The following is a 25,709-nucleotide window of genomic DNA, read 5'->3' on the forward strand; positions in this document are numbered from 1 at the left end:
GACGGTCGGCTCCGCCGGGCCGTGTGACCATGGCCCGGCGAAGGTCATCCCACCGGGCTGGCCGTGGCCTTCGCGCTCTTCTTGGCGCCCTTCTTCAGATAGCCCATGTCCTCGTAGACCGGCGTCTGGAATCCGAAGGCCCCGGCGTTGACCAGGTCCTTCCGCACCGCCACCAGCTGCGGCCGCTGGTAGAGCGGGATGGAGGCGGCCGCCGCCCAGATCCGGGAGTCCGCCTTGCGGATCAGCGACACCTCCTCGCCCTCGTCCAGCGTCGTCGCGGCCTCGTCGAAGAGCTGGTCGACCTGGTCGGTGCCGACCCGGGTGTAGTTCTGCTCGACGTTCACCGAGCCGTCGGCCGCCGGCGCCGGCTTGGCGTACACCGGCCGGTCGTCCGTCGCGGGGAACGCCGAGGACGGCCAGGAGTACAGGGCGAGGTCGTAGTCGCCGGAGGCGACGTGGTCCTTGAAGAAGCTCGCGTCCGGCACCTTGGTGATCGTCGTGCGGATGCCGATCCGCTCCAGCATGGCGGAGACCCGCGACGCGACCGCGTTCAGCGTCTCGGAGCCGGGGCCGGTGGGGAGCACGAAGCGCAGCAGCAGCGGCTTGCCGTCCTTGGCGAGCGGCTGGGTGACGGCGGCGGGCGCGGCGGTGCCCTGCGGGGCGTACGCCCCCTGCGCGCCGCCGTGCCGGCCCTCCTGCGCCAGATGCCGGTCGCCCTCGTCCCCGCGCCCGCGGTTCTTGTCGTCGCCCTCGTTCGTGTCGCCGCCGTTCTTGTCGCGCTCGGGACCGGCGGCGTTCTGGCCCTTCTTCTTCTGCTGCTCCTGTGCCGTGTTCGGCTGCTTGACGGGGCCGCCCGGCACCCAGCCGGCGTCGGTGAGCAGCGCCTGCGCCTCCTTGGTGTCCTGGCCGCCGAGCGCGCCGCTGTTGTCGGCGTAGGCCGGCTGCCCGGACAGGGCGAGGTGGCTGCCGACCGGGACGGCGGGCAGCCCGAGCGGGGTGAGCACCAGCCTGGCCAGCTGCTTGCGGTCCAGGGCGCGGGCGACGGCCCTGCGGACGCGTTCGTCGGCGAGGGGCCCCTGGGAGCCGTTGAGGGCGAGCTGGGTGTAGGCGGGTTCCAGCGACTTGCGGACCTCGACGTCGTGCAGCGCCTGCTGCTCGTCCAGGTACCGGGCGATGTCCTTGCGCAGCTTCTTACGGCCGGCCTCGGCCTCCTCGGCGCCGAGGCCGTGCGCCAGCGCCCAGGAGCGCAGCTTCTTCACGGAGGTCTTGCCGGAGCCCTGCACCGGGTTCGGGGCGCCGTGGGCGGCGAGGCCGATCCGCCGGGCGTCGCCGGGTTCGACGTCGGCGATGTCGACGCTGCCGTCGGCGAGCGCGGTGGCCCGCTGGTCACGGGGTACGGCGTGCAGCACGATGTGGGCCAGCTTGGCGCGCTTGCCCCACCAGCGCGGGTTGCGGGTGAGGACGACGTCCTTCTTGGCGGTGTCGACGTTCTCCACCGTGAAGGGCCCGGCGGTGATCTGCAGCTTGCGGCGGGCGCCGTCGTTGAAGGCGCTGGGGCTGCCCATGACCTGTTTGGGGTACAGCGGGGAGAACAGCGACTTCCAGTCGGCGTAGGGGCGGGAGAAGGTGACCCGGACCTGGAGGTCGTTGGCGCCGCGCTCGATCTTCTCGATGCGGTCGTAGCCGGCGTTGCGGGCCGTCCAGAACGCGCTGTTCTTCCCGGACAGGGCGCGCCACTGGGCGACGAAGTCGGCGGCGCCGATCTCCCGGCCGTCGCTCCAGACGGCCTGCTGGTTCAGCTTGTACAGCACGACCTGGCGCGGCTCGGTCTCGATGACCTTGGCCGACTCCAGGTAGGCGGGGTTGGGCACCGGCCGGCCACCGGCGTCCAGCCGGAACATCGACGGCAGGACGGCCTGGGCGACACGGGTGGTGCCGGCGTCCGCGTCCGCCTGGAAGGTGTTCAGGGTCGCGGGAACGGCGTCGACGGCCCACTTCAGAGTGCCGCCGTCGGCGACCAGGTCGCGGGCGACCGGAGCGATGTCCTGCCCGGCCAGGGGCTTGCTGACCTTTTCGTCGGAGCCGCACCCGGCGAGGAACGGCACCGCGAGCGCGCCCGCGGTCAGGAAGGCGACCGATCGCCTGACGGCGCGCGGTCCGACTCCGTCGTGGGACATCTCTGCTACCTCCGGGAAGCCGCGGGCTTTATGCTCACATTTGTCGGAATATGGAGCTGATCACCTTTGGCGGTATATGGAGCTGATCAGATCTATGCGGCCCACTGAAGAGGAAAGGATCCGGCCGGCGCGGGAGACACGGCGACGACGGGCGGGAGCCTCACCCGTGTGGCGTAACGCCACCGGTGATGCATCCGTACGCCTCCGCCAATCGCTGCACACGCCTTCACATCGGCGGGTGTGACGCGCAACACTCCAAGGCGCATGAACGTCGCCGCTCAGGGCCCGCCGGACCCGCGGAAGTGAGGGCAAGCCCATGTCCGTGCACGACGACATCACCTCGGTCCAGCGCTCTCTCGACGACCTGTACCGGTCGCTGGGACGTCTGGAGCACCAGCTCGGCAGCGACGGCCTGGACATGCGCCGGGTCCGGCTGGACGCCGACCATCTGCGGGAGAGCGTGGCACTGCTGCGCGAGGCGGCCGCCGCGCCGGACGCGCCCCGCCGCCCCGACCTCGTCACCATCTCCGACACGCCCTACGACCTGAGCCTGTGGACGGACACGGACGACGAGGGTCTGGGCGCCCGCGACCGCCACGCCCCCTGATCCCGAAGACCGGAGCCTGCCTTGGCCACTGGTACGGAACCCCAACAGAACAGCGGCGGCGTACGGACCAGTGCGCGCGCCGCGATCACCGCCCCGCATCTGCGGACCGACCGCTGGTGGCTGGCGCCCGCCGTCACCGCGGCCGGTCTGCTGGCCTTCGTCGTCTACTCGACGTGGCGGGCCTTCGCGAACGCGCACTACTACTCGGCGCCGTACGTCTCGCCGTTCTACTCGCCCTGTCTGGCGCAGAACTGCAAGAGCATGCCCGCGGGCCCGAACGCCGATCTCCTCGGCCCCTGGTGGGGGATCTCCCCGGCGATCATCATCCTGATCTTCCCGCTGGGCTTCCGCCTCACCTGCTACTACTACCGCAAGGCGTACTACCGCAGCTTCTGGGCGTCCCCGCCGGCCTGCGCGGTGGCCGAGCCGCACCGCAGGTACACCGGCGAGACCCGCTTCCCGCTGATCCTGCAGAACGTCCACCGGTACTTCTTCTACGCGGCGATCCTGGTCGCGGGCGTGCTGACGTACGACACGGTGCTGTCCTTCCGCGACCGGCACGAGCACTGGGGCCACATGGGCCTCGGCACCCTCGTCTTCCTGGTCAACATCGCGTTGATCTGGGCCTACACCATCTCCTGCCACTCGTGCCGGCACATCGTCGGCGGCAAGCTCAAGCACTTCTCGAAACACCCCGTGCGCTACAAGGCGTGGCAGTACGTCGGCCGGCTCAACGCCCGCCACATGCAGCTGGCCTGGGCGTCGCTGCTGAGCGTGGCGCTCGCCGACTTCTACGTCTTTCTCGTCGCGTCCGGGGTCTTCGCCGACCCGCGCTTCTTCTAGGAACAGGTGAGCCGTCTGATGTCCGTGGTGGACCGGCAGGAGTGGGACGTCGTCGTGGTCGGTGCCGGCGGCGCCGGGCTGCGGGCCGCGATCGAGGCGCGCGAGCGGGGCGCCCGTACGGCGGTGATCTGCAAGTCCCTGTTCGGCAAGGCGCACACCGTGATGGCCGAGGGCGGCATCGCCGCGGCCATGGCCAACGCCAACGAGCACGACAACTGGCAGGTGCACTTCCGCGACACCATGCGCGGCGGCAAGTTCCTCAACCAGTGGCGGATGGCCGAGCTGCACGCCAAGGAGGCCCCGGACCGGGTGTGGGAGCTGGAGACCTGGGGCGCGCTGTTCGACCGCACGAAGGACGGCCGTATCTCGCAGCGCAACTTCGGCGGCCACGAGTACCCGCGCCTCGCCCACGTCGGCGACCGCACAGGCCTTGAGCTGATCCGCACCCTCCAGCAGAAGATCGTCGCCCTGCAGCAGGAGGACTTCAAGGAGACCGGCGACTACGAGTCCCGGCTGAAGGTCTTCCAGGAGTGCACGGTCACCCGGATCCTCAAGACTGTGTCCGACAGCGGCTCCGCCGCGGGGGAACGCGTCTCGGGTGTCTTCGCCTACGAGCGCGAGAGCGGCCGTTTCTTCGTCCTGGAGGCCCCGGCGGTGGTCGTCGCCACCGGCGGCATCGGCAAGTCCTTCAAGGTGACGTCGAACTCCTGGGAGTACACGGGAGACGGGCACGCGCTCGCCCTGCTCGCGGGCGCGCCGCTGCTGAACATGGAGTTCGTGCAGTTCCATCCGACCGGCATGGTCTGGCCGCCGTCGGTGAAGGGCATCCTCGTCACCGAGTCGGTGCGCGGCGACGGCGGCGTCCTCAGGAACTCCGAGGGCAAGCGGTTCATGTTCGACTACATCCCCGACGTGTTCAAGGAGAAGTACGCCGAGTCGGAGGAGGAGGCCGACCGGTGGTACGACGACCCGGACAACAACCGGCGCCCGCCGGAGCTGCTCCCCCGCGACGAGGTGGCCCGCGCCATCAACTCCGAGGTGAAGGCGGGCCGGGGCTCGCCGCACGGCGGGGTGTTCCTGGACGTGTCCACCCGGATGCCGGCCGAGGTGATCCGGCGCCGGCTGCCGTCGATGTACCACCAGTTCAAGGAGCTGGCGGACGTCGACATCACCGCGGAGGCGATGGAGGTCGGGCCGACCTGTCACTACGTGATGGGCGGCATCGCGGTCGAGTCCGACACGGCGGCGGCACGCGGGGTGCCGGGGCTGTTCGCGGCCGGTGAGGTGGCCGGCGGGATGCACGGCTCCAACCGGCTCGGCGGCAACTCGCTCTCCGACCTGCTGGTCTTCGGGCGCCGGGCGGGCTGGCACGCGGCCGAGTACGCGCAGGGGCTGGCGTACCAGCGCCCGCCCGTGGACGAGGCCCAGGTGAACACGGCGGCGGCGGAGGCCCTGCGCCCCTTCTCCGCCGAGACCGAGGGCGAGGCGGGCCCGCCCGAGAACCCGTACACCCTGCACCAGGAACTCCAGCAGACCATGAACGACCTGGTCGGCATCATCCGCCGCGAGGGCGAGATGGAGCAGGCCCTGCACAAGCTCGCCGAGCTGCGGGCGCGGGCCCGCCGGGCCGGGGTGGAGGGCCACCGCCAGTTCAACCCCGGCTGGCACCTGGCCCTGGACCTCAGGAACATGCTGCTGGTCAGCGAGTGCGTGGCCCGCGCCGCCCTGGAACGCACCGAGTCCCGCGGCGGCCACACCCGGGAGGACCACCCGGGCATGGACCGTGCCTGGCGCAACGCGAACCTGCTGTGCACCCTCGCCGACCCGACCGGCGGACTCGCGGCGACCGATCCCGCGCGCGGCCAGATCCGCCTCACCCGTGAGACCACCGACCCCATCCGCCCGGACCTGCTCGCCCTCTTCGAGAAGGAGGAGCTGGTCAAGTACCTCGCCGAAGAGGAGCTGTACGAGTGACCAGCTACGAGGCCCGCTTCAAGGTGTGGCGGGGCGACGCCGAGGGCGGCGGCCTTCAGGACTTCACCGTCGAGGTCAACGACGGCGAGGTGGTCCTGGACATCATCCACCGCCTCCAGGCCACCCAGGCGCCGGACCTGGCCGTGCGCTGGAACTGCAAGGCCGGCAAGTGCGGTTCCTGCTCGGCGGAGATCAACGGCCGGCCCCGGCTGATGTGCATGACGCGCATGTCGGTCTTCGACCGGGCCGAGACGATCACGGTCACCCCGCTGCGCGCCTTCCCGGTGGTGCGCGACCTGGTGACCGACGTCGGTTTCAACTACGAGAAGGCCAGGGAGGTCCCGGCGTTCGTGCCGCCGCCCGGGCTCGGTCCCGGCGAGTACCGGATGATGCAGGAGGACGTGGACCGCTCGCAGGAGTTCCGCAAGTGCATCGAGTGCTACCTGTGCCAGGACACCTGCCATGTCGTCCGCGACCACGAGGAGAACAAGACGGCGTTCGCGGGCCCGCGTTACCTGATGCGCATCGCCGAGCTCGACATGCACCCGCTGGACGCGGCCGCCGAGACCGGCCTGGACCGCAAGCGCACCGCGCAGGACGACCACGGCCTCGGCTACTGCAACATCACCAAGTGCTGCACCGAGGTCTGCCCCGAGGGCATCAAGATCACCGACAACGCCCTGATCCCGCTGAAGGAGCGCGCGGCCGACCGCAAGTACGACCCGCTGGTGTGGCTGGGCTCGAAGATCAGGAGGCGGTCTTCGTAGGAGCGGGGCGGCCGGGGCGCTGGGCGAGGAGCTGGGCCGCCATTCCCCCCATCCACAGGCACCAGCCGAGGCCCGGAAGGAACTCGAGCCCCGCGTCGGCGAGGGGTCCGAGGAACATGAACAGGCCCAGCCCGACCGCGTTCACCAGCGCCCCGTACCCCCACAGCCGTCGCCGCAGCACCCGGCGACGGGCCACCGGGGGCACCCACACCCCGGCGACGGCCAGGACGCCGAGCACCGCCATGAACGTCACCGCGAGCACGGCCGCCACCACGAAGAACATGTGCATGCCGAGCATGCTACGGCGGTCTCAGCGGACCCAGGCTTCCTCGTACGCCCGCCAGTCCGCCTCCGTGGCGGCGAAGTCGACGTAGAGGGCGACGCCGAACCGGGCCCGGCCGGCGTCGGTGCGGGACAGGCCGAGCCTCACGCCGCGTACGGCGGCCGGGACGGTCTCGGCACCGGCCCGGTGACCGAAGCGGTTCTCGTGGTAGAAGGGCAGGCCCATGAGGAGGTCGGTGGACTCGGGGGTGACCTCCAGGGCCAGCGAGGTCTGCTGGGCGACATAGCCGCCGTACAGGCTCTGCAGCGGCTGCATGGTGTCGTACGACATCACCGCGATCTGGTCGACCCGGCGCGCGACCTGCCCGAAGTACGCCTGCGACCACCACTTGGGGTGTCCGGTGACGGTGCCCCAGAAGGAGTGGAACGCCGGGAGCGGATCGATCTGGTGGGCGGCGACGGAGAGCACGGCGTGGCGGGCGCGGGTGACGCGGCGCAGGGCGTCCAGGAGGGCGAGGTAGTTGCGGTCGCCGGAGTGCAGGGGCTCCAGGTCGAAGTGGGCGCCCTGGAAGCCGGCGGCGAGGATCTGCCGGGCGGACTCGACGACGGCGGCGCGGGTCGCCTGGCGCTCCAGGTGCATGGCGTACGGCTTCTCGGGGGCCACCTCGTCGCCGAGCCAGGCCTGGACGCGGATGCTCGGCGCCTGGCGGTGCACAGCCCCGATGAGCCAACGCGCCCTTGGGTAGGCCGACTCGGGAAGGGTGCCGTCGTGTTCGAGGGGGCCCGCGTGGACGTACAGGTCGCGGATGCCGGTGTGCCGCAGACGGCGGACGAGGGCGGTGACGTCGGCGTCGGTCTTGCGGCCGTCGGTCCAGGCGTGACCGAGCCAGAGGGCATCGCGGTCGCGGGTGTGTGTGCCGCCTGAGGGGGTGCCGCTGTAGTTGACGCGGAGGGCGGTCTCCGCGGCGAGGGCGGGGAGGAGCAGGACGACGAGGGCGGCGAGGGCAGAGCGCAGGACACGTCGACGGACTGTCGTCGGCCATGTTCTGCCCCCTCTTCCCTTGTCCCCCGCCCGTATCCGTCCCGCTCGCGGAGCCGCCTGCCTGCCCATACGCTCCGAAATGTGACGTCCTCCCTGATCCGGGGCCGGCCCCGGCGCGCCAAGGCGCACATACGGGTGCGGGTGGCGCACGCCGTGCTGGGGGTCATGGCCGGGGTCGGGTGGCTGGTGCTGCCGGTGATGACGGCCGGTGCGCGAGATCCGGTTCCCGCGGCGCCCGCCGAGTCCGTCGCCGGCGCCGCCGCGCAGCGGGGCGGCGGAACGTCGACCGCCGACTACGCGCTGCCCCTGATCGCGGCGGTCGCCGCCGTGTCCCTGGCCGGATACGGCTATCTGCGCCGCACCCGCCGTGCCCGCACCCGTACGACTCCCGGCACCGTCTCCCTCGCCCCGCCCGCGCCCTCCCCCGCCGACTCCGAGCGGCAGGCCCGCGCCGCGCTGGTCCTGGCCGACGACTGCGTCCGCACCAGCCGGGAGGAACTCTCCTTCGCCGACGTGCTGTTCGCGGAGCCGGACACCGAGCCCTTCGTGCACGCCCTGCGGGGCGCCGAGACCGAGCTCGCGGCGGCGTGCGCGATCTGGCGGCGCTACGAGCAGGGGATGCCCAAGGACGCCGTGGCCCGGCGGCAGGCGCTGGTCGGCGTGGTCGGCCGGTGCGCGGAGGCGGGACGCCTGCTGGACGCGGCGGTCCCCGCGCTGGACGGGCTGCGGGAGCTTCGGGGGCTGGGGCTGGCCCGGGCGCTGGAGACGGCCGAGGGACGGTTCCGGGAGCTGGCCGGGCGGACGGTGACCGCCGGGGACGCCCTCAGCGCCCTGCGCGAGCGCTGCACGCCCGCAGCCGCCGAGCCCGTCACCGGGTACCTGGAACAGGCCAAGGACCGGCTGGTGTTCGCCACCACGCGGCTCAACGAGGCCCGCCAGGCGGCCGACACGGGCGACGGCCGGCGGGCCGCCGGGCAGCTGCGCGCCGCCGAGGGCGCGGTGGCGCAGGCCGACGTGCTGGTGACCGGGGTGGAACGGCTCGCGGCACGGCTGCGGGAGGCGGCGGCGCTGGTGCCGGCCGCGCTGACCGGTGCCGAGGCGGAGATCGCGGTGGCCCGCAAAGGGGCCGTGCAGGGGCCCCTGACCAGCGGTGAGCTGCACGCCCGGGTGGCCCACGCGGACGCCGTGCTGGCGTCCGTGCGCCGGGAGCTGACGGCGGGCCCGTACGACCCGCTGGACGCCCTGCGCCGTATCGCGCGGGCGGTGGAACGGCTGGACACCGGTCACACCGGCGCCCCGGCCGCCGCCGCGCTCCTGGTGGCGCGCGGCTGCGTCGCCGGTGCGGAGGACTTCGTCACGGTGCACCGGGGCGTGGTCGGCCCGGAAGCCCGGGTCCGCCTGGCGGAGGCGGCACGGGAACTCGGCGCGGGCCGCGCCGACCGGGCGGACTCGCTGGCCCGCGAGGCCCGCGACCTGGCCGAGCGCGACGTACGGGCGCACGGCAATCCCCGCACGAGCGCCGACGGCGACTCCCCCGGCGTAGCCGCCGCGATCGTGGGCGGCATTCTGCTGGCGGAGGACCCGGACGGCGGACCGCCGGCGAGCTTCGGCGGACCGGAGACGAGGGGCCGCCACAGCCTCTCGGCATCCGCCTAGCCGGGGAGGACCGCCGGTCAGAACAGGCTCAGCAGGGCCTCCGCCGGGTCGGTGAGGCCGGCCTCCGCGCCGGGCAGCGGCAGCTCGAACCACACCGTCTTGCCGCGCGGGGTCCGCCGTGAGCCCCAGGCCGCGCTGAGCAGCCCCACCAGCTGCAGCCCCCGGCCGCCTTCGTCGGTGTCCCGGGCACGCCGCCGGCGAGGCTGCACCAGCCCGCTGTCCCACACCTCGCACACCAGCGTCCGGTCCAGCAGCAGCCGGAGCCGTATCTCCCCCTCGCCGTACCGCAGCGCGTTGGTGACCAGCTCGCTGACCAGCAGCTCCGTGGTGTCGACCAGCGGCTCCAGATCCCAGCTGAGCAGCTGACCCCGGGCGTACTCGCGCGCCCGGCCCACGCTGCGCGGCTCTCGCGGAAGCGTCCAGTCCCCCACGGACTCGGCGGGCAGCCCCTGCACCCGGGCCATGAGCAGCGCGATGTCGTCCTCGCCGTGGTGGGTGTCGAGGGTGTTGAGGACGTGGTCGCAGACGTCCTCCAGCGGGCGGGACGGGTCGGTGAGCGCGCCGACGAACGCCTGCAGCCCCTCGTCCAGCGGATGGTCGCGGGACTCGACCAGGCCGTCGGTGTAGAGGGCCAGCAGCGCTCCCTCCGGCAGCTCGACCTCGACCTCCTCGAAGGGCTCGCCGCCCACCCCGAGCGGCATGCCGGGCGGCACGTCCAGCATCAGCGCCGCTTCGCCGGGCTCGACCAGCACCGGCGGCAGATGGCCGGCGTTGGCGAACGTACAGCGTCTGGTCACGGAGTCGTAGACCGCGTACACGCAGGTCGCGAGGTAGACCTCGGAGAGGTCGGCGTCCCTGGGCTGCCGGGCCGTACGCGTCGCCTGCTGCACACCGCCCGGTGTGCCCAGCCCCCGCGCGATCTCGTCCAGCGCGGAGAGCACCTCGGCCGGTTCGAGGTCCAGCAGGGCCAGCGTCCGTACGGCGGTGCGCAGTTCGCCCATGGCGACGGCGGCGCGCAGGCCGCGCCCCATCACATCGCCCACGACCAACGCGGTGCGGTGGCCCGGCAGTTCGATGACGTCGAACCAGTCGCCGCCCACCTCCGTGGCCGCGTTGCCCGGCAGATAGCGGCAGGCGATGTCCAGTCCGGAGGCCTCGGGGTCGCCCGGCGGCAGCAGTGAGCGCTGCAGGATCAGCGCCCGTTCGTGCTCCCGGCGGTACAGGCGCGCGTTGTCGATGCAGACCGCGGCGCGCGCGGCCAGTTCCACGGCCAGGTCCCGGTCCCGGTCGCCGAAGGGCTCGCTGCCCTTGGTGCGGGCGAACTGGGCGAGCCCGACGACGGTGTCGTGGGCGACCATCGGCACGGCCAGCGTGGACTGCACCAGCCCGCCCTCCTCGGGCGGCACGGCCTGCGGCCGGGCGGTGCGCAGGGCGTCCGCGCAGGGCGAGTTGAAGGGGAAGTGGTGGACCGCGCCGACCGCGACGGGTTCCCCGGAGCCGCTGAACGGCGCGTCCGAGACGGCGCTGGCGAAGGCGACGCGGCGCAGTTCGGCGCTGCCGTCGACGAGGCCGGGCGGGGTCTCGTCGCCGGTGAGCAGGCCCTGGTAGAGGTCGACGGTGGCGAGGTCGCAGAAGCCGGGGACGACGACGTCGAGGAGTTCCCGGGCCGTGGTCTCCAGGTCGAGGGAGTTCCCTATGCGGGCGCCGGCCTCGTTGAGCAGGGCGAGGTTGCGGCGGGCGTTGGCGGCCTCGCGGGCGGCGGCGCGGCGGGAGGTGACGTCGGTGCCGAGCCAGGCGATGCCGATGGGCCGGCCGCTGCCGCTGTGCACGCGGTAGAGGTTGACGGACCAGTGCCGGCGTTCCTCGGAGCCGGGGACGTATCCCGTGACATGCATGTCGGTGATGGACTGGCCGGTCTCCAGCACCCGGCGCAGGGTGGCGGCGACCCGCTCGGCCTCGCCGCGCGGCAGATAGTCGTGAACTCCCTTGCCCCGGTGGTCGTCCGGGGTTCCGCCGAAGATGGAGGCGAACCGCTCGTTGGCCCGGCGGACCCTCAGGTCGGCGTCGATCAGCAGGAATCCGAACGGCGACTGGCCGAAAATGGCCTGCGAGGCGGCGAGATCCGTCTCGATGCGGCGCAGGGTGCGGACGTCCACGACGATGCACACGGCGGCCTTCTCGCCCTCGGCGGTCCGGGTGGGCATGACGTAGACCTCGGCCAGGCCCTCCTCGCCGCGCGTGCCGTCCGCCTTGTCCGGCATCCGGAAGGGCACGACCCCGGTCCACTCCCGCCCGTCGAGGATTTCGGCCATCTTGCGCTGGCCGCGCTCGCGCAGGTCGGGGTCGATGAAGGCCTCTATCGGATCCATGCCGACGGCGCGTGCGGCCGGGATGCCGAAGAGCTGCTCGGCGCGCAGGCTCCACTGGTCGACGAGCCCGCCGGGGCCGATGGAGAAGGACGCGACCCGGATGTAGTCGTACATCGAACCGGGCGGACTGCTCTGCCACATGGCGTCGCCGGGTACGGCCGCCTCGGCGGCCAGGTGCGTCGCGCCGTCCGACGGGTCCTCGGACTCCGTGGCCTTCGCTGGTATCTCGCTCACGCGAACCGTCCCCTCCAGCTCACCGCGCCCGGCACCGGACACCGAAAGGCGGCTGCCCGCAGTATCCAGCACTACGGCGCCGCACGACACGGTGTTCACGATCACAGCTCGGTCCAGATGCTTTTCGGACCGCTCCGTGACAACACTTCCACTCTTCTAACCAAGGAAGAGGCCGTCGAATCACGCACCCCGGACCCGGCCGCGCGCGCGGAGCGCACGCCGGTCCGCCCGCCGCCGGCCGTACACCCCCGTGCTCCCCGGGTGCTTCCGGCTCACCCCGGCACCGCCAGTTCGAACCAGACGGTCTTTCCGCCCGCGCCGGGCCGGGTGCCCCAGCGGAGCGAGGATCCGGCGACCAGTTGCAGACCGCGCCCGCTCTCGTCCCCGTCGCGGGCGACCCGCTCGCGCGGCGGATCGGGCAGCGGGTCGGAGACCTCCACCAGCAGCGCGTCGCCGGTCTGCACGGGCCGTACCAGGCGGACGCCGATGGGACCGGTGGCGTGCCGCAGCGAGTTGGTGACCAGCTCACTGACCAGCAACGCGGCGAGGTCGGCGAGGCAGTCGAGGCCCCAGCCGTGCAACTGGCCGCGGACCGCGGCCCGGGCGGTGCGCACGGCGCCCGGTTCCGCGGGAAACGTCCACTCGGCGCAGTCGCCATCGGTGTCGATCACGCCGATCACTTCCCAGCCAGCGAGCCCCCACCCATGTCCGGTTTCGTGGGGTTAATGGGCACATACCCGATATCCCGGGAGCAGTACCGTACGGGCGGGCGCACAGTGGCACGAACGGCGTAGGGAGCGCTCCGAGGGAGCATCAGGCGCTCAAGGGCTCGACGGGGTGTCGGGATTCACCCGGCGTCCCATCGCCCGGCCACCGCCTCGACCGCCGGGACGTCCTGGTCGAGCCAGTCGACCTCCCAGAGCCGGTCCGGGGTCAGCCAGCGCAGTTCGTCATGATCCTCGAGGGGCTTCGGCGCGGGTGAGCCGGGGCGCAGGCGGGCGGTCCACACCCGCAGGACGTACGGCGCGCGCAGCGGCCACTCGCCGGGCACGCGCTCGACCGGTTCGGCGTCGACGCCGAGTTCCTCGCGCAGTTCGCGCACGAGGGCGTCCTCGGGGCGCTCGCCCGGTTCGACCTTGCCGCCGGGCAGTTCCCAGCGTCCGGCCAGATCGGCGGGGGCGCTGCGGCGCGCGGCGAGCAGCCGGCCGCCGTCGAGCAGGGCGGCTCCCACCACCACGATCCGGTCCGTCGTCGGTGTGCCGGGTGTCTCGGAGGTCATGGGGCGGAGCCTACGGGAGGGCACGCGGGGTCAGTTGCGGGTGCCGTCGCCGTTCTGGCCGATGCGCTCGACCCAGTAGGTCTGCTTGTGCCCCCGGTCGTCGAGACTGTCGGCGATCTTCTGGGCCTCGGCGCGCGTCGCGTACCGCCCGACGCGGTAGCGATTGCCGTTGTCGTCCTGCCGTATCACGATCCAAGGCAGGGAGACCGTCCCCTCACCCATGGTCCCCACCACCCGAGTCGCTCCCTCTCGCACCGCCCCACCCGCTTCCTCGAGCCTCGCCTAAGGAAACCGCAATACGCATATGCCCGAGCGTACGCCCAACCTTTACGCAGCGAACACGCCTTTTCACAAAGAGGTATGCAACCAGCCAGAACGCAGGGGGCGCACTGAAGTGAACGCGCCGTCGTGAGCGCTGCGGCCGCGATGCGCGGGCGCATCCGTGTGACCCCTGGTCACCTGGGAAAACGTCCGAATCACAGCGGCCGTTCCCGCCCGGCCGGGGGGCTCCGGAAGCGGTCCGCTCACCCTTGAGGCGTACGAGGGTGTGCGCTACCTCACTCAGGGGGCGCGCACGGGACGGGCCGGGCGGGGTCGGCGCTCACTTGACCGGCAGGTGATAGGCCACCCGGTACCGGTCCGCCGGGATCACCACATCCGCCGTCTCCACCGGGCGGCCCGAGGCGTAGTACGTGCGGTGGACGACCAGGACCACATGCCCGGGGACGCCGCCGAGGAGGTGCAGTTCCTCGGCGAGGCCGGGGCGGGCGCCGACCTCCTCGGTGACGTTGTCCACGATGACGTCGATGGCGCGCATGCGCTCGACCACGCCCATGCCGCCGAGCGGCCCCTCCTCGGGGAGCATCACCGGGGTGCGGCCGGTGACGGCGAGCGGCTCCCAGGAGGTGGAGAGCATCATCGGCTCCCCGGCCTCCCGGAACAGGTACTTGGTGCGCATGACCCGTTCGCCCGCCTTGATGCCGAGCCGCTCGGCGATGACGGCGCCGGCCTCGGTCTGCTCGCTGCTGGACTCCCAGGTGCCGCGCACGGAGGCGTCGGCCTGCTCCTGCCGGAAGGGGGTGGCGCCCCCGGACGGGCGGTATCCGGAGCGGGAGACCCGGCGGGGCACCGGCCGCTCGCGGACGTACGTCCCGGAGCCGGAGCGGCCCTCGACCAGGCCCTCGGCCATCAGCACCTTGCGGGCCTCCAACGCGACCGTGTCCGAGACGCCGTACTCCTCGCGGATGCGGGCCTGTGAGGGCAGGCGGGTGTGGGGCGGCAGCAAACCGTCGACGATCTTCTTGCGGAGATCACCCGCGACACGCAGGTACGCCGGCTGCTCACCGAAAGTCACTGGCCGCTCCCATCAGGTTGTACAGACAGCAACAGACTGGCAACCGTGGGTTGTGCCATGCAAGCAAAGGCCAGAGAATCACTCGATGTGATGACATGGGGCCGCAGGCCTGCTCGCGCAATCTGTAGACCCGCCCCCGCAGATCTATCGATGCGCTCGGGCGGGTGCGCTCACACCTGGACGCTCGTGTCGGCGCCGTCGTCGCCCTGGGGCGGGACCGTGGCCAGGCCCAGGGCCTTGCGCACGGTGACCCCGCGGCCCGGCTCGATCAGGCCGAGGGCGGTGTCGTAGTGGTCGTAGAAGGCGTCCGCGTCCTTGGCCCGCGCCGCCTTCGCCCACTGAGCCCGCGCCGTGTCGAGATCGGCGGCCAGGTCGGCGACCTGCCGCCGGGCGCGGGCCGGCCAGTCGTGCGCCCGCAGCATCCGGGCCTGTTCGCCGAGGGCCGCCGAGACCCGGCCCGCCCACTGCTTGTGGCCGGGCAGGTCGTCGGCCGCGTCCTCGCTGCCGGGGGCGGTTTCCAGCGCGGCGTTGAGGACGTGCGCCGCCTTCAGGTAGGCCACCTGGTCGGCGTCCAGGACCGTCTCGTCGTTGCGCAGCGAGCCGGTCAGCCGGCCGCCCTCCTGGGTGCTGCCGAACGCGCAGGTGACCTCGCGGTCCCCGGAGGCCCAGCTGTCCTCGGTCGGGGTCAGGTAGTACACGTCGACGTCGCCGGGCACCGCCCAGCTGTCCATGGCGTAGCCGTCCCGCAGGCTCCAGCAGCGGTCGTCGGCCAGGCCGGCGACCGTCTCCTCGCCGGGGTAACCGCGGCCGGTGAGCCGGAAGGACGCGAACACCTCGCCGTCGTGCGCGCGGGCGCAGGGCACCTCGTCGACGCCGTCGGTCTCGCCGCTGAGCGCACCTCCGGGCGCGTTGAAGCACTCGCCCTTGACCAGCGAGATGCTCGCGCGGTCGCGTGCGCCCTCCTTGAACCCCTGCCAGAAGTCCGACGCGCCGCCGCTGACGAAGAACAGCGCCCACAGCAGCAGTCCGATGCCGGACAGCACCGCGCCGCCGACGGCCAGCCCGGTGCCGCGCTCGCCGCGCCGGCGGATCTGCCGCAGCGCGACCAGCCCGAGCACCAGCCCCACCCCCGGCAGGCAGCACAGGACGCCCAGCACCAGGGAGGCGATCGCGAGCCCGTTGACGGGAGCCGGCCGGTTGACGGGGGTGTAGCCCTGCGCCCACGGCTGGTACGGCGGCACCCCCCACGGCCCGCCCGGCTGCCCGCCGTACGACGGCCCGCCCTGTCCTTCGCCGTACGGCGGCGCGAACGGCCCCTGCGGGTACGACTGAGGTGGCTGATACGGCCCTTGTGGCTGGTGGGGGCCGGAAGGCGGGGGTATGGACACCGGTAGCGTGCTCCTGGAGAGGGCGGCGGCAGCACGGACCGGTGAACGGCCGGTGGCCGGGCTGTCGTACGACTGGGCGCATGGTAAGCGGGGCACGAACGGGGGCGGAATGAGGGTGGGCACCCTGACCGGGGGCCGGGTGGGCGACACGGTCGTCCGGGCGGTGAACGGGCTCACGGAGCGATGGGCGACGGCCGCGCCGGGCGGCACCGTCTTCTCGGCGGCCGGAGTCTGGCCCCTGCTGGCCTTCCTGGCCGACGGCGCGGCGGGCCCGGCGCGGGCGGAACTGGCCGAGGCCGTGGGGGTGCCCGCCGGTCAGGCGGCCGGTACCGCACGGGAGTTGCTGGCGGCGCTCGCCTCGGTGCCCGGTCTGGACGCGGCGCTCGGACTGTGGACGCATCGGGGGCTCGCCCTGCGCGAGGAGTGGCGGGCCGGGCTGCCGGCCGGGACGTACGGCGTGTTCGGGGACGACCTCGTCACCGCGCAGGAGCGGCTGGACGCCTGGGCTGCCGAGCGGACCGGCGGGCTGGTCGAGCGCATGCCGGTGGCGCTGACCCGGGACACGCGGATGGTGCTGGCCGGCGCCCTCGCGCTGCGCACGAGCTGGCGGCAGCCGTTCGCCGAGCTGCCGCTCAGGCCGGACAGCGGCCCCTGGCAGGGCCGTGCGCTGCGCGGGCTGCACCGGCGCGGCCCGCGCCCCGACCGGGTGGGCGTGGCGGGGACACCGGACGGTTTCGTGACGGCCCTGACGGTGCCCGGCGACAACGGCGTCGACGTCCATCTCGTGCTCGGCGAGGAGCGCATGACGCCCGGTCAGGTGCTCGCGGCCGGGGTGCGGATCGTGGAGCGGGCGCTGCCGGTCACCGGGGGCGGCTCGCTGCCGTACGGGCACGTGGGCCCGGGCCTGCACGTCGAGCGGGAACCGGCGGTCGCGCCGCAGCCGCTGACGCTGGACGTGCGGACGGTGGCGTACGAGGTGCGCGCCGACCACGATCTGCTGGCCCTGGCAGGGCTGTTCGGCCTGTCGGCGGCCATGGACGCCGGCCACGGTCACTTCCCCGGCATCGGCGACCAGCCGCTCGCCGTGGGCCAGGCCCGCCAGTCGGCGGTGGCGCAGTTCGGCGCGCTCGGCTTCCGGGCGGCGGCGGTGACGGCGGTGGCGGAGACGTACGGCAGTGCCCCGCCGCAGTACCGCTACGAGACCACGGTCGTGCGCGCCGTCTTCGACCGCCCCTTCGGCTTCCTCGCCGTCGACCGCGAGTCGCGGCTGGTGCTGGTGGCGGGCTGGGTGACGGATCCGGCGCCGGAGCCCGTCACGCGCTTCCCGGGCGCTGTTCCTCCAGGACTCTGACGCACCGGGCCAGCAGCCCGGTCAGGGCGTCGCGCTCGGCGTCGGTGAACTCCGCGGCGAGGGCCCGTTCGACCCGTACGGCGGCCGTGTCGGCCTCGGTCAGGACGGCGCGGCCCTCGTCCGTGAGCCGCGTCTCCAGCACGTTCCTGTGCCACTCGTGCGGGCTGCGGGTGATCAGACCGCGGTCCTGGAGGTTCTTCAGGACCGTGTTCATGGTGGGCGGGGTGACTCCGCACAGCCGGGCCAGGGCGGCCGCGGAGATGCCCGGGTTGTCGGAGAGGTGAAGCAGCGCGGCGTACTGCGCGACGGTCAGGCCCGCGGGCTTGAGGACCGCTGTCTTGGTGGCGTTGAGGGCCTGCTCGGCCCGCTTGAGGTGGGAGCCGAGGCGCTCGGACGCGGGCATGGAGGTCACCGGGCCAGGTTAATGCCTTGGCGAACACAGACAGTGATGAGACCCCTGCCGATGATTAATCTGCTAGCGATGATTAGTGCTCTAATATAACTTGGTGCTCATCCTTGAGTGAGCAGCCGAATCGAGAGGCACCCGTCGTGTCCCGTTCGATCCACCGCCGTACCTTCCTGACCGGCGCCGCGGTCACCGCCGTGGCCCTCGCCGCACCCGCGGCGGCCGCGGCCACCGCCCGGCCCCGCATCTCGACCGCCTTCACCCTCCCCGACGACCGGGCCTATCCCGAGGGCATCGCCCTCGACCCGCGCACGGGCGACGCGTACGTCGGCTCCTTCACGACCGGCGCGATCTACCGGGCCGCCGCCGGCCGCCGCGCCGCCGAGGTCTTCCTGCCCGCCGGCGCGGACGGCCGTACGACGGCCAACGGGCTGAAGGCCGACCGGGCGGGCCGCCTGTGGGTCATCGACCACACCACCGGAATCGACGTCTACGACCTGCGCGACCGCTCCCTGCTGGCCCGCTTCGAGGCGCCGACAAGCGATCAGTCCTTCCTCAACGACCTCGTGGTCACCGCGGACGGCACGGCGTACGCCACCGACAGCGTGCGGCCGGTGATCTACCGGATCACCCCGGCCGAGGTGGCCCGCGGCGGCCGCGCGCCGTTGGCCCCCCACTTCGACCTGAGCGGGGCGGTACCGCCGCACGCGCCGACCGCCTACACCCTCAACGGGATCGTCGCCGACCCGACCGGACGCCTGCTGTTCGCCGTCGACATGACCGGCGGGGGCCTGTACCGGGTCGACGCGACCGACGGATCGGTACGTCAAGTCACCCTGCACGGCGGTGACTTGGTGAACGGCGACGGCCTGGAGCTGGCGCACCGCACCTTGTGGGCCGCCCACAACAGGAGCAACACCCTGACCCGCTGGCGCCTCTTCCCCGACGGCACCGAGGCCCGCCTGACCCGCACCCTGACCGACCCCGCCCTCCAGATCCCCACCACCCTGGCCCACACCCCCCACGGCCTCCTCGTCGTCCGCTCCCAGTTCGACAAGGGCGGCCCGATGGGACCGGGGACCCCGACGCCACCGTTCACGGTGGCACGGGTTACGGGGATGTGAGGGGGGTGGGGTGCGGGTCAGCTGGGGCGGGGGCGGGTCAGCCGGGCTGGGGTGCCGTCGGCCGGGCTGCGGCGCCGGTCAGCGGGCTGCGGGGCCGGTCAGCGGGCTGCGGGGCCGGTCAGCCGGGTTGCGGGGCTGTCGGCCGGGCTCCGGTGACGGTCAGGCCGCGGGTCGCGGTGCCGGTCAGCGCGGCTGTGGTGCCGTCAGCCACGCTGCGGGGCCGTCCGGCCGGGCTGCGGGGCCGTCGGCCCGGCTGCGGTGCCGTCACCGCCGTCGGCCGGGCTCCCGTGCCGGTCAGGCCGCGGGTCGCGGTGCGGGGCAGCCGGGTTGCGAGGCCCGTCAGCCACGCTGCGGGGCCCTCAGCCACGCTGCGAGGCCCGTCGGCCCGGCTGTGGTGCCGGTCAGCCGGGTTGCGGGGCCGTCGGCCGAGCTGCGGTGCCGGTCAGCCGGGTCGCGGTGCCGGTCAGCCGGGCTGCGGGTCCGCCGACCGGGCAGCGGTGCCGTCGGCCCCGGCTGTGGGGCCGTCAGCCGGGCCAGGTGCCGGTCAGGCCGCGGGTCGCGGTGGCGCCGGCGCGGTCGACGGCGGCCTTGACCCCGGCGAAGATCGCGCCCTGCAGGGTGGCGGCGAGCAGCACCTCGCGCCAGGTGCGGTCCTCGTCGGTGGCGTCAGGGGCGTCCTCGTCGTGACCGAGCGCCTTCCACGCCTGCTTGAACACCGCACCGGCGAGCATGCCGCTGACGGCTCCGAGGGCGAGACCGACCGGCTTGTAGGCGATTTTCGAAGCCTTCACCGGCCTCACCCCTTCCGGCGGCGGCACGCCAGCCAGACGACCGCGGCCACGGCGAGCGCCGCCGGCAACCAGGCGCGGTTGTCCCGTGCCGTGCGCGCTGCCCCGGCGGCCTTGCGCCGCACCGGTTCCGGCGCCTTCTCCTCCCACACCTGCCCGGCCCGGGCAGCCGTGGCCCGTGCCTGCCCGGCGGCCTCGGCCGCCTTGTCCTTGACCGGGTCGGGCACCTTGTCCTGCACCTTGTCCTGCACCTGGTGCGCGACGTCGGCGGCCTTGGCCCTGAGTTCACCGGCCTTGACGGCGGCCTGCTGTTTGACCTCGGCGGCCTTCTCCTGGGCGCGGGCCTTGACGTCGGTCTTGGCGGTCAGCGCGTGGACCGTCCGCCCGAGTTCCTCGCGGGTCTGCTCGACCTGCTCGCGCAGTTCCTCGGGGCTGGCAGCGGTCCGCTCGTCGTGCGGCGGCTGGGTCATCGGTGCGCACTCTCCTTGATCTCGGCCAGGTCGGACTTCACGTTCTCGATCGTCTTCTCGGGCGTCGGCGGGGCCGCCTGGCTCACCTGCTTCTTCCCCGACAGGGCCATCACCGCGGCGATCACGCCCAGCACCGCGGTCACGATCAGCGCGGCGGCCCACACGGGCAGCGGCACCGCGAGCGCCGCGATCGCGGTGGCCACCAGGGCCTGCAAGGTCAGGAAGCCGACGACTCCGGCGCCTCCGAAGAGGCCGCCGCCCTTGCCGTACCGCTTGCCCTTCTCCTTCATCTCCGCCTGTGCCAGCCTCAGCTCGCCGCGCACCAGCTCCGTCAGCTGCTGCGACGCCCGCTGCACCAGCTCGCTCACCGGCTCCGTCTCGGCGCGGTCTGCGTCCCGGCCGGTTCCGGCAGGGGGCGGCTGCACTCGCGACACGACGATCACCTCCCGTCTTCCCGATTGCTCCCGGCCGGGCGGTGTCGGGCCGCTCCGGCCGCCTGCGTGGACGCGAGTACCCCGAACGGGCCGGTCCAGGGCAGCCGCTTCACCGGGCCTGCCGATGCCCGGCGCTCTTTCGCGGACCGGTCAGCCGTCCCCCAGCCGTCGCCGGTCCCGCTCGTCCCACTTCCGGGTGTCACGGGGCTGGGTGTACGGCTCCTCGTACGGCGACAGTCCCCCGGCGATCGCCCGCTGCCGCACGGTCTCCGCGTCGAACTCCAGCCCCAGCAGGATCGCCAGGTTGGTGATCCACAGCCACACGAGGAAGACGATGACGCCGGCCATGGTGCCGTAGGTCTTGTTGTACGAGCCGAAGTTGGCGACGTAGAACGCGAAGGCGCCGGAGGCGATCATCCAGATCACCAGGGCCAGGAAACTGCCCGGCGTGATCCACCGGAAGCCCTTGACCTTGGCGTTCGGACTCGCCCAGTACAGCAGCGCGATCATGAGGACGACCAGGGCCACCAGCACCGGCCACTTGGCGATCGACCACACCGTCAGCGCGGTGCTCCCGATGCCGAGGGCGGAGCCCGCCTGGCGGGCCAGGCCACCGCTGAACACCACGATCAGCGCGCTGATCACCGCGAGGACCAGCAGTACGACGGTCAGCCCGACCCGTACCGGAAGGATCTTCCACACCGGCCGGCCCTCGGGGATGTCGTAGACGGCGTTCGCGGCGCGGATGAACGCCGCGACATAGCCGGACGCCGACCACACCGCCACCACCAGGCCGACGATCGCCAGCACCGAACCGATGCCCGCGCTGCCCTGGACCTGCTTCACGGCCCCGGTGATGACGTCCCGGGCCGATCCCGGCGCGAGCTTCTGGAGATTGCTGAGCACCTTGTCCGTGGTCGACCTGCCGGTGAGACCCAGGATCGACACGAGGACCAGCAGCGCCGGGAAGAGCGCCAGAATCCCGTAGTACGTCAGCGCCGCCGCACGGTCCGTCAGCTCGTCGTCCTTGAACTCCCGCAGACTTCCCCGGAGCACTGCGCCCCACGACCGCATCGGCAACTCCGTCGGCGCATCCGGCGCCGCCCCCTCCACCTCGGGCCCCGGCCCCACTTCTTCCGGCCCCGGCGCCTCATCGCTACGACGGTGATCTTTACGCCCTGGAAGATGCAACCTCGACATGCCCCGCCGAGTACCCACAGCACCCCCACAACAACGGCCCGCATCGCCCCTGCAGGGGCTGGGTCAGGCCTGGCGGCTCGCTGTCACCACTGACTGTCGGGCACTGTGCGGCGCCGCGGGAGGGCTCGTACCTGCTGCGCTCGCCTGCGGACGCACGGCGACTGCGGCACGGGGCAGCGGCAGGGCCCGGCTCCGAGGAGCCGGGCCCGTCCCGCTGGAGCGACCTGGTGGAACCACGCCTACACGTTGAACCGGAACTCCACCACGTCCCCGTCCTGCATCACATAGTCCTTGCCCTCCATGCGGGCCTTGCCCTTGGCGCGGGCCTCGGCGACCGAGCCGGCGGCGACCAGGTCGTCGAAGGAGATGACCTCCGCCTTGATGAAGCCCTTCTGGAAGTCGGTGTGGATGACGCCGGCCGCCTCGGGGGCCGTGGCGCCCTTCTTGATCGTCCAGGCGCGGGACTCCTTGGGGCCGGCCGTGAGGTAGGTCTGCAGGCCGAGGGTGTTGAAGCCGACGCGGGCAAGGGTGGCGAGGCCGGGCTCGTCCTGGCCGACGGACTGGAGGAGTTCCAGGGCCTCCTCCTCGTCCAGCTCGGCGAGGTCCGCCTCCAGCTTGGCGTTGAGGAAGATCGCCTCGGCGGGGGCGACCAGGGCGCGCTGCTCGTTCTTGAAGTCCTCGTCGACCAGTTCGTCCTCGTCGACGTTGAAGACGTACAGGAAGGGCTTGGTGGTCAGCAGGTGCAGGTCGTGGAGGAGCTCGGCGCGCTCGCTGCCCTGGACGATGCCGTGGGCGAAGAGCGTGTCGCCCTTCTCCAGGATCTCCTTGGCCTCCTCCACCGCCTTGACCTTCGGGGCCACGTCCTTCTTGATGCGCGACTCCTTCTGGAGGCGCGGCAGGACCTTCTCGATGGTCTGCAGGTCCGCCAGGATCAGCTCGGTGTTGATCGTCTCGATGTCGTCCTTCGGCGAGACCTTGCCGTCGACGTGCACGACGTTCTCGTCCTTGAAGGCGCGGATCACCTGGCAGATCGCGTCGGACTCACGGATGTTCGCGAGGAACTTGTTGCCCAGGCCCTCGCCCTCGGAGGCGCCGCGCACGATGCCGGCGATGTCGACGAAGTCGACCGTGGCGGGGAGGATACGTTCGGAGGAGAAGATCGACGCCAGCTTGGCCAGGCGGGCGTCGGGGACGCCGACCACGCCGACGTTCGGCTCGATCGTGGCGAACGGGTAGTTGGCCGCGAGCACGTCGTTCTTGGTCAGGGCGTTGAACAGGGTCGACTTGCCGACATTGGGCAGGCCGACGATTCCGATCGTGAGCGACACGTTGCGACTTCCCGTAGATGAGTGGGCCAGGGGTGCCAGGGGGCCAGAGTCCGACACTGGCCGATCCACCAGTTTACGGCGTCCGCGCCGGGCGGCTCACGGGAGCTTCGAACGCCTGGCCAACCTCTGCCCCCTCGGCGTGTCTAATGGCCTATTCGGCACATAAACAGACCTAAGTTGGTCGAGTGGAGCAACACAGAACGCGACCCCCGAACGACGGACCGCGACGCGGAACGCCGCAGCAGCGCGCCCCGCTGCCGCCGCAGGCCCGGCGCGGGCCGGGCGGCGAGGGCGGGACGGCGGGACAGGGGCGGCAGCCGCGGGCCCCGGGGCCCGTGCCGCCCGGGCCGCGGCTGCCGAACCCCCGGCTCACCGGCCTCGGCAGCGGACTGTTCTGCATCCTCGGGATGCTCCTGCTCGGCTTTCTGGACGCGCTGCTGTTCCACGGGGCCCTGACCGTGTACGGCGTGCTGTTCGTGCCGGTGAGCGTGCTGACCGCGCTGTGGGTGCGGGACGCGGAGGTGCTGACCGCGCCGGTGGTCCTGCCCATCGCGTTCGCCGTGGGGCTGGTCCCCGTGTCCGCGGGCGGCGAGGGGCTGCTCGGCCGGCTGATGGGACTGTTCACCGGGCTCGCCACGCAGGCCGGCTGGCTGTACGGCGGGACGCTGGCCGCCGGCGTGATCGTGCTCGTCCGGCGGGTGCGGTGGGTACGGCGCCGGCGCGGTACCTGAACCGGCGGTACCGGGACAAGCGCCCCCCTACGCCTGCTGGGCCGCTCTCATCGCCGCGCCCACGATTCCCGCGTTGTTCTGCAGCTGAGCGGGGACGATCTCGGCTCTGACGCCGTCGATGAGGTGCAGGAACTTGTCGGACTTGCGGCTGACCCCGCCGCCGATGATGAACAGCTCCGGCGAGAACAGCATCTCCACATGCGCCAGGTACTTCTGGACGCGGTGGGACCACTGCTCCCAGGTCAGACCCTGGTCGTCCTTGGCCTTGCTGGAGGCCTTCTTCTCCGCCTCGTGGCCCTTCAGCTCCAGGTGGCCCAGCTCCGTGTTCGGGACGAGGACGCCGTCCACGAAGACGGCGCTGCCGATGCCGGTACCGAAGGTGAGCAGGACGACCGTGCCCTTGCGGTCCCGGCCGGCGCCGAACTGCATCTCGGCGACGCCGGCCGCGTCCGCGTCGTTGACGACCGTCACCGGCAGCCCGCCCAGCCTGGCGCTGAACAGGGCGCGCGCGTCCGTGTCGATCCAGCTCTTGTCGACGTTCGCGGCCGTACGGACCGTGGCGCCGCCGGTGACCACTCCGGGGAAGGTCAGGCCGACCGGGCCGGTCCAGCCGAAGTTGTCGACGACCTGCTTGACCCCGTCGGCCACGCCGTCGGGCGTCGCCGGGTGCGGGGTGAGCACCTTGAAGCGCTCCTGGGCCAGGTCGCCCTTCTCCAGGTCCACAGGAGCGCCCTTGATGCCGGACCCGCCGATGTCCACGCCGAAGATCTGCATGGCACCACGTTACGACGGACCACTGACGGTCACGCCCCGGTCGCACCGCTTCCGCCGCGCTCGGCGACCAGGGCGGCGGCCTCCTCGCGCAGGTCCCGGCGGAGCTCCTTGGGCAGGGAGAAGGTGATGGACTCCTCGGCGGCCTTGACGATCTCCACGTCGCCGTAGCCGCGCTCGGCGAGCCACTGGAGCACCTGCTCGACCAGGACCTCGGGAACGGAGGCGCCGGAGGTGACGCCGACCGTGTCCACGCCCTCCAGCCAGGCCTCGTCGATCTCGTCGGCGAAGTCCACCAGGTACGCCTCGCGGGCGCCGGCCAGCTTGGCGACCTCGACCAGGCGCTTGGAGTTGGAGGAGTTGCGCGAGCCGACGACGATGACCAGGTCGGCCTCGGCGCCCATCTGCTTCACGGCGAGCTGGCGGTTCTGGGTGGCGTAGCAGATGTCGTCGCTGGGCGGGGAGACCAGGCCCGGGAACTTGGTCTTCAGGGCGTCGACGGTCTCCATGGTCTCGTCCACGGACAGGGTGGTCTGGGACAGCCAGACGACCTTCGACGGGTCGCGGACCTCGACCTTGTCGACGTCCCCGGGGCCGTCGACGAGCTGGATGTGGTCGGGGGCCTCGCCGGAGGTGCCGATGACCTCCTCGTGGCCCTCGTGCCCGATCAGGAGGATGTCGTAGTCCTCCTTGGCGTAGCGGACGGCTTCCTTGTGGACCTTGGTGACCAGCGGGCAGGTGGCGTCGATGGTGGCGAGCCGGCCCTGCTCGGCCTCCTCGTGCACGACCGGGGCGACGCCGTGTGCCGAGAACATGACGATGTTGCCGGGCGGCACCTCCTCCGTCCGCTCGACGAAGACGGCGCCCTTCTTCTCCAGGGTCTGCACGACGTACTTGTTGTGGACGATCTCGTGCCGGACGTAGATCGGGGCCCCGTACTGTTCGAGGGCCTTCTCGACGGCGATCACGGCGCGGTCCACACCGGCGCAGTAGCCACGGGGGGCGGCGAGCAGGACACGGCGGCCAGGCGAAGCGGTCATGCGTCCCATCGTAAGGGTGCGTTCGGTGGCGCCGGGCGACCCGGGCACGCGCGTGCCCGGCGGCGCACCCCTTGTCAGTACGCCCCGTTACTCT

25 protein-coding genes are annotated in these 25,709 nt (G+C 72.5%); 8 read left to right on the forward strand and 17 right to left on the reverse strand.

What is annotated here, in order from left to right; all coding sequences use genetic code 11:
- Positions 1 to 44: 44 nt before the first annotated feature.
- Positions 45 to 2,177, reverse strand: a complete 2,133-nt coding sequence (locus tag AB0950_RS01020) for an ABC transporter family substrate-binding protein (RefSeq protein ID WP_360159923.1) — start codon at positions 2,175 to 2,177, stop codon at positions 45 to 47.
- A gap of 316 nt (positions 2,178 to 2,493) precedes the next feature.
- On the opposite strand from AB0950_RS01020, the gene AB0950_RS01025 reads away from it, so the two are divergent.
- Genes AB0950_RS01025 through AB0950_RS01040 form a run of 4 tightly spaced genes read left to right on the forward strand, consistent with a single transcriptional unit; the run spans position 2,494 to position 6,368 of the window.
- The gene (locus AB0950_RS01025) at positions 2,494 to 2,784 is read left to right on the forward strand and encodes a hypothetical protein (RefSeq protein ID WP_366777506.1); all 291 of its coding nucleotides are present in this window, start codon (positions 2,494 to 2,496) and stop codon (positions 2,782 to 2,784) included.
- A gap of 21 nt (positions 2,785 to 2,805) precedes the next feature.
- Positions 2,806 to 3,627: a hypothetical protein gene (locus tag AB0950_RS01030; protein WP_360159921.1), complete on the forward strand. Its 822-nt coding sequence runs from the start codon at positions 2,806 to 2,808 to the stop codon at positions 3,625 to 3,627.
- An 18-nt stretch (positions 3,628 to 3,645) separates the two neighbouring features.
- Complete coding sequence (locus tag AB0950_RS01035) at positions 3,646 to 5,601, forward strand: fumarate reductase/succinate dehydrogenase flavoprotein subunit (protein ID WP_366777662.1); 1,956 nt, start codon at positions 3,646 to 3,648, stop codon at positions 5,599 to 5,601.
- Positions 5,598 to 6,368 (forward strand): succinate dehydrogenase/fumarate reductase iron-sulfur subunit, encoded by a 771-nt coding sequence (locus tag AB0950_RS01040; protein WP_360159920.1) that lies wholly within the window; start codon positions 5,598 to 5,600, stop codon positions 6,366 to 6,368. Before AB0950_RS01035 ends, AB0950_RS01040 begins: the two co-directional genes overlap by 4 nt.
- On the opposite strand, the gene AB0950_RS01045 is transcribed toward AB0950_RS01040, so the two are convergent.
- On the reverse strand, positions 6,349 to 6,657 hold the full coding sequence (locus AB0950_RS01045; protein WP_366777508.1) for a hypothetical protein: 309 nt from the start codon (positions 6,655 to 6,657) through the stop codon (positions 6,349 to 6,351). The genes AB0950_RS01040 and AB0950_RS01045 overlap by 20 nt on opposite strands.
- 21 nt (positions 6,658 to 6,678) lie before the next feature.
- Positions 6,679 to 7,761: a glycosyl hydrolase family 18 protein gene (locus tag AB0950_RS01050; protein WP_366777509.1), complete on the reverse strand. Its 1,083-nt coding sequence runs from the start codon at positions 7,759 to 7,761 to the stop codon at positions 6,679 to 6,681.
- Positions 7,762 to 7,773: 12 nt separating this feature from the next.
- Here AB0950_RS01050 and AB0950_RS01055 point away from each other — a divergent pair, with 12 nt between their 5' ends.
- On the forward strand, positions 7,774 to 9,348 hold the full coding sequence (locus AB0950_RS01055; RefSeq protein WP_366777510.1) for a hypothetical protein: 1,575 nt from the start codon (positions 7,774 to 7,776) through the stop codon (positions 9,346 to 9,348).
- Between the two features lie 17 nt (positions 9,349 to 9,365).
- Here the strand turns inward: AB0950_RS01055 and AB0950_RS01060 are convergent, their stop codons facing one another.
- From AB0950_RS01060 to AB0950_RS01085, 6 genes are all read right to left on the reverse strand, one after another.
- Positions 9,366 to 11,951 (reverse strand): SpoIIE family protein phosphatase, encoded by a 2,586-nt coding sequence (locus AB0950_RS01060; protein WP_360574893.1) that lies wholly within the window; start codon positions 11,949 to 11,951, stop codon positions 9,366 to 9,368.
- Positions 11,952 to 12,223: 272 nt separating this feature from the next.
- Positions 12,224 to 12,631, reverse strand: a complete 408-nt coding sequence (locus AB0950_RS01065; RefSeq protein WP_360159915.1) for an ATP-binding protein — start codon at positions 12,629 to 12,631, stop codon at positions 12,224 to 12,226.
- A gap of 167 nt (positions 12,632 to 12,798) precedes the next feature.
- Positions 12,799 to 13,230, reverse strand: a complete 432-nt coding sequence (locus AB0950_RS01070) for a (deoxy)nucleoside triphosphate pyrophosphohydrolase (RefSeq protein ID WP_360159914.1) — start codon at positions 13,228 to 13,230, stop codon at positions 12,799 to 12,801.
- Between the two features lie 30 nt (positions 13,231 to 13,260).
- A complete protein-coding gene (locus AB0950_RS01075; protein WP_360159913.1) occupies positions 13,261 to 13,452 on the reverse strand; it encodes an SPOR domain-containing protein in 192 nt (63 codons plus the stop codon).
- Between the two features lie 379 nt (positions 13,453 to 13,831).
- On the reverse strand, positions 13,832 to 14,584 hold the full coding sequence (locus tag AB0950_RS01080; protein ID WP_360159912.1) for a GntR family transcriptional regulator: 753 nt from the start codon (positions 14,582 to 14,584) through the stop codon (positions 13,832 to 13,834).
- A 170-nt stretch (positions 14,585 to 14,754) separates the two neighbouring features.
- Positions 14,755 to 15,972: a DUF4190 domain-containing protein gene (locus AB0950_RS01085; RefSeq protein WP_366777511.1), complete on the reverse strand. Its 1,218-nt coding sequence runs from the start codon at positions 15,970 to 15,972 to the stop codon at positions 14,755 to 14,757.
- A gap of 109 nt (positions 15,973 to 16,081) precedes the next feature.
- Here AB0950_RS01085 and AB0950_RS01090 point away from each other — a divergent pair, with 109 nt between their 5' ends.
- Positions 16,082 to 17,323: a serpin family protein gene (locus tag AB0950_RS01090; protein WP_366777663.1), complete on the forward strand. Its 1,242-nt coding sequence runs from the start codon at positions 16,082 to 16,084 to the stop codon at positions 17,321 to 17,323.
- On the opposite strand, the gene AB0950_RS01095 is transcribed toward AB0950_RS01090, so the two are convergent.
- Positions 17,286 to 17,726 (reverse strand): MarR family transcriptional regulator, encoded by a 441-nt coding sequence (locus AB0950_RS01095; RefSeq protein WP_360574938.1) that lies wholly within the window; start codon positions 17,724 to 17,726, stop codon positions 17,286 to 17,288. The two genes, AB0950_RS01090 and AB0950_RS01095, sit on opposite strands and share 38 nt — an antisense overlap.
- Positions 17,727 to 17,872: 146 nt before the next feature.
- Here AB0950_RS01095 and AB0950_RS01100 point away from each other — a divergent pair, with 146 nt between their 5' ends.
- Entirely contained in the window at positions 17,873 to 18,853 is a 981-nt protein-coding gene (locus AB0950_RS01100; protein ID WP_366777512.1) for a superoxide dismutase, read from the forward strand.
- Positions 18,854 to 19,377: 524 nt separating this feature from the next.
- Here AB0950_RS01100 and AB0950_RS01105 read toward each other — a convergent pair.
- The 5 genes from AB0950_RS01105 to ychF form a co-directional block, all read right to left on the reverse strand.
- Entirely contained in the window at positions 19,378 to 19,644 is a 267-nt protein-coding gene (locus AB0950_RS01105; protein ID WP_360159908.1) for a DUF4235 domain-containing protein, read from the reverse strand.
- Between the two features lie 5 nt (positions 19,645 to 19,649).
- Complete coding sequence (locus tag AB0950_RS01110; protein ID WP_360159907.1) at positions 19,650 to 20,111, reverse strand: DUF3618 domain-containing protein; 462 nt, start codon at positions 20,109 to 20,111, stop codon at positions 19,650 to 19,652.
- Positions 20,108 to 20,479 carry a phage holin family protein gene (locus tag AB0950_RS01115; RefSeq protein ID WP_360159966.1) on the reverse strand — a complete coding sequence of 124 codons (372 nt, stop codon included), beginning with the start codon at positions 20,477 to 20,479 and terminating at the stop codon, positions 20,108 to 20,110. Before AB0950_RS01115 ends, AB0950_RS01110 begins: the two co-directional genes overlap by 4 nt.
- Before the next feature lie 216 nt (positions 20,480 to 20,695).
- A complete protein-coding gene (locus AB0950_RS01120; RefSeq protein ID WP_366777513.1) occupies positions 20,696 to 21,745 on the reverse strand; it encodes a YihY/virulence factor BrkB family protein in 1,050 nt (349 codons plus the stop codon).
- Positions 21,746 to 21,984: 239 nt separating this feature from the next.
- Positions 21,985 to 23,073 carry a redox-regulated ATPase YchF gene (gene ychF, locus AB0950_RS01125; protein ID WP_360159905.1) on the reverse strand — a complete coding sequence of 363 codons (1,089 nt, stop codon included), beginning with the start codon at positions 23,071 to 23,073 and terminating at the stop codon, positions 21,985 to 21,987.
- Between the two features lie 185 nt (positions 23,074 to 23,258).
- Here ychF and AB0950_RS01130 point away from each other — a divergent pair, with 185 nt between their 5' ends.
- The gene (locus tag AB0950_RS01130; protein ID WP_366777515.1) at positions 23,259 to 23,804 is read left to right on the forward strand and encodes a DUF6542 domain-containing protein; all 546 of its coding nucleotides are present in this window, start codon (positions 23,259 to 23,261) and stop codon (positions 23,802 to 23,804) included.
- A gap of 27 nt (positions 23,805 to 23,831) precedes the next feature.
- Here the strand turns inward: AB0950_RS01130 and ppgK are convergent, their stop codons facing one another.
- Together ppgK and AB0950_RS01140 are read right to left on the reverse strand one after the other, a co-directional pair.
- Positions 23,832 to 24,578 (reverse strand): polyphosphate--glucose phosphotransferase, encoded by a 747-nt coding sequence (gene ppgK, locus AB0950_RS01135; protein ID WP_360574900.1) that lies wholly within the window; start codon positions 24,576 to 24,578, stop codon positions 23,832 to 23,834.
- Positions 24,579 to 24,607: 29 nt separating this feature from the next.
- A complete protein-coding gene (locus AB0950_RS01140; protein ID WP_360159902.1) occupies positions 24,608 to 25,624 on the reverse strand; it encodes a 4-hydroxy-3-methylbut-2-enyl diphosphate reductase in 1,017 nt (338 codons plus the stop codon).
- Positions 25,625 to 25,709 lie beyond the last annotated feature (85 nt).

The organism is Streptomyces sp. NPDC007189 (genome assembly GCF_040703635.1).
Lineage (GTDB): Bacteria > Actinomycetota > Actinomycetes > Streptomycetales > Streptomycetaceae > Streptomyces.

Bases quoted from the DNA above. Each gene is read 5' to 3' on its own strand.
- AB0950_RS01075 (WP_360159913.1), bottom strand. From the start codon at position 13,452: ATGGGTGAGGGGACGGTCTCCCTGCCTTGGATCGTGATACGGCAGGAC.
- AB0950_RS01095 (WP_360574938.1), bottom strand. From the start codon at position 17,726: ATGCCCGCGTCCGAGCGCCTCGGCTCCCACCTCAAGCGGGCCGAGCAG.
- AB0950_RS01110 (WP_360159907.1), bottom strand. From the start codon at position 20,111: ATGACCCAGCCGCCGCACGACGAGCGGACCGCTGCCAGCCCCGAGGAA.
- AB0950_RS01070 (WP_360159914.1), bottom strand. From the start codon at position 13,230: ATGACCTCCGAGACACCCGGCACACCGACGACGGACCGGATCGTGGTG.
- ppgK (WP_360574900.1), bottom strand. From the start codon at position 24,578: ATGCAGATCTTCGGCGTGGACATCGGCGGGTCCGGCATCAAGGGCGCT.
- AB0950_RS01045 (WP_366777508.1), bottom strand. From the start codon at position 6,657: ATGCACATGTTCTTCGTGGTGGCGGCCGTGCTCGCGGTGACGTTCATG.
- AB0950_RS01025 (WP_366777506.1), top strand. From the start codon at position 2,494: ATGTCCGTGCACGACGACATCACCTCGGTCCAGCGCTCTCTCGACGAC.
- AB0950_RS01050 (WP_366777509.1), bottom strand. From the start codon at position 7,761: ATGGGCAGGCAGGCGGCTCCGCGAGCGGGACGGATACGGGCGGGGGAC.
- AB0950_RS01020 (WP_360159923.1), bottom strand. From the start codon at position 2,177: ATGTCCCACGACGGAGTCGGACCGCGCGCCGTCAGGCGATCGGTCGCC.
- AB0950_RS01090 (WP_366777663.1), top strand. From the start codon at position 16,082: ATGAGGGTGGGCACCCTGACCGGGGGCCGGGTGGGCGACACGGTCGTC.
- AB0950_RS01035 (WP_366777662.1), top strand. From the start codon at position 3,646: ATGTCCGTGGTGGACCGGCAGGAGTGGGACGTCGTCGTGGTCGGTGCC.
- AB0950_RS01140 (WP_360159902.1), bottom strand. From the start codon at position 25,624: ATGGGACGCATGACCGCTTCGCCTGGCCGCCGTGTCCTGCTCGCCGCC.
- AB0950_RS01120 (WP_366777513.1), bottom strand. From the start codon at position 21,745: ATGTCGAGGTTGCATCTTCCAGGGCGTAAAGATCACCGTCGTAGCGAT.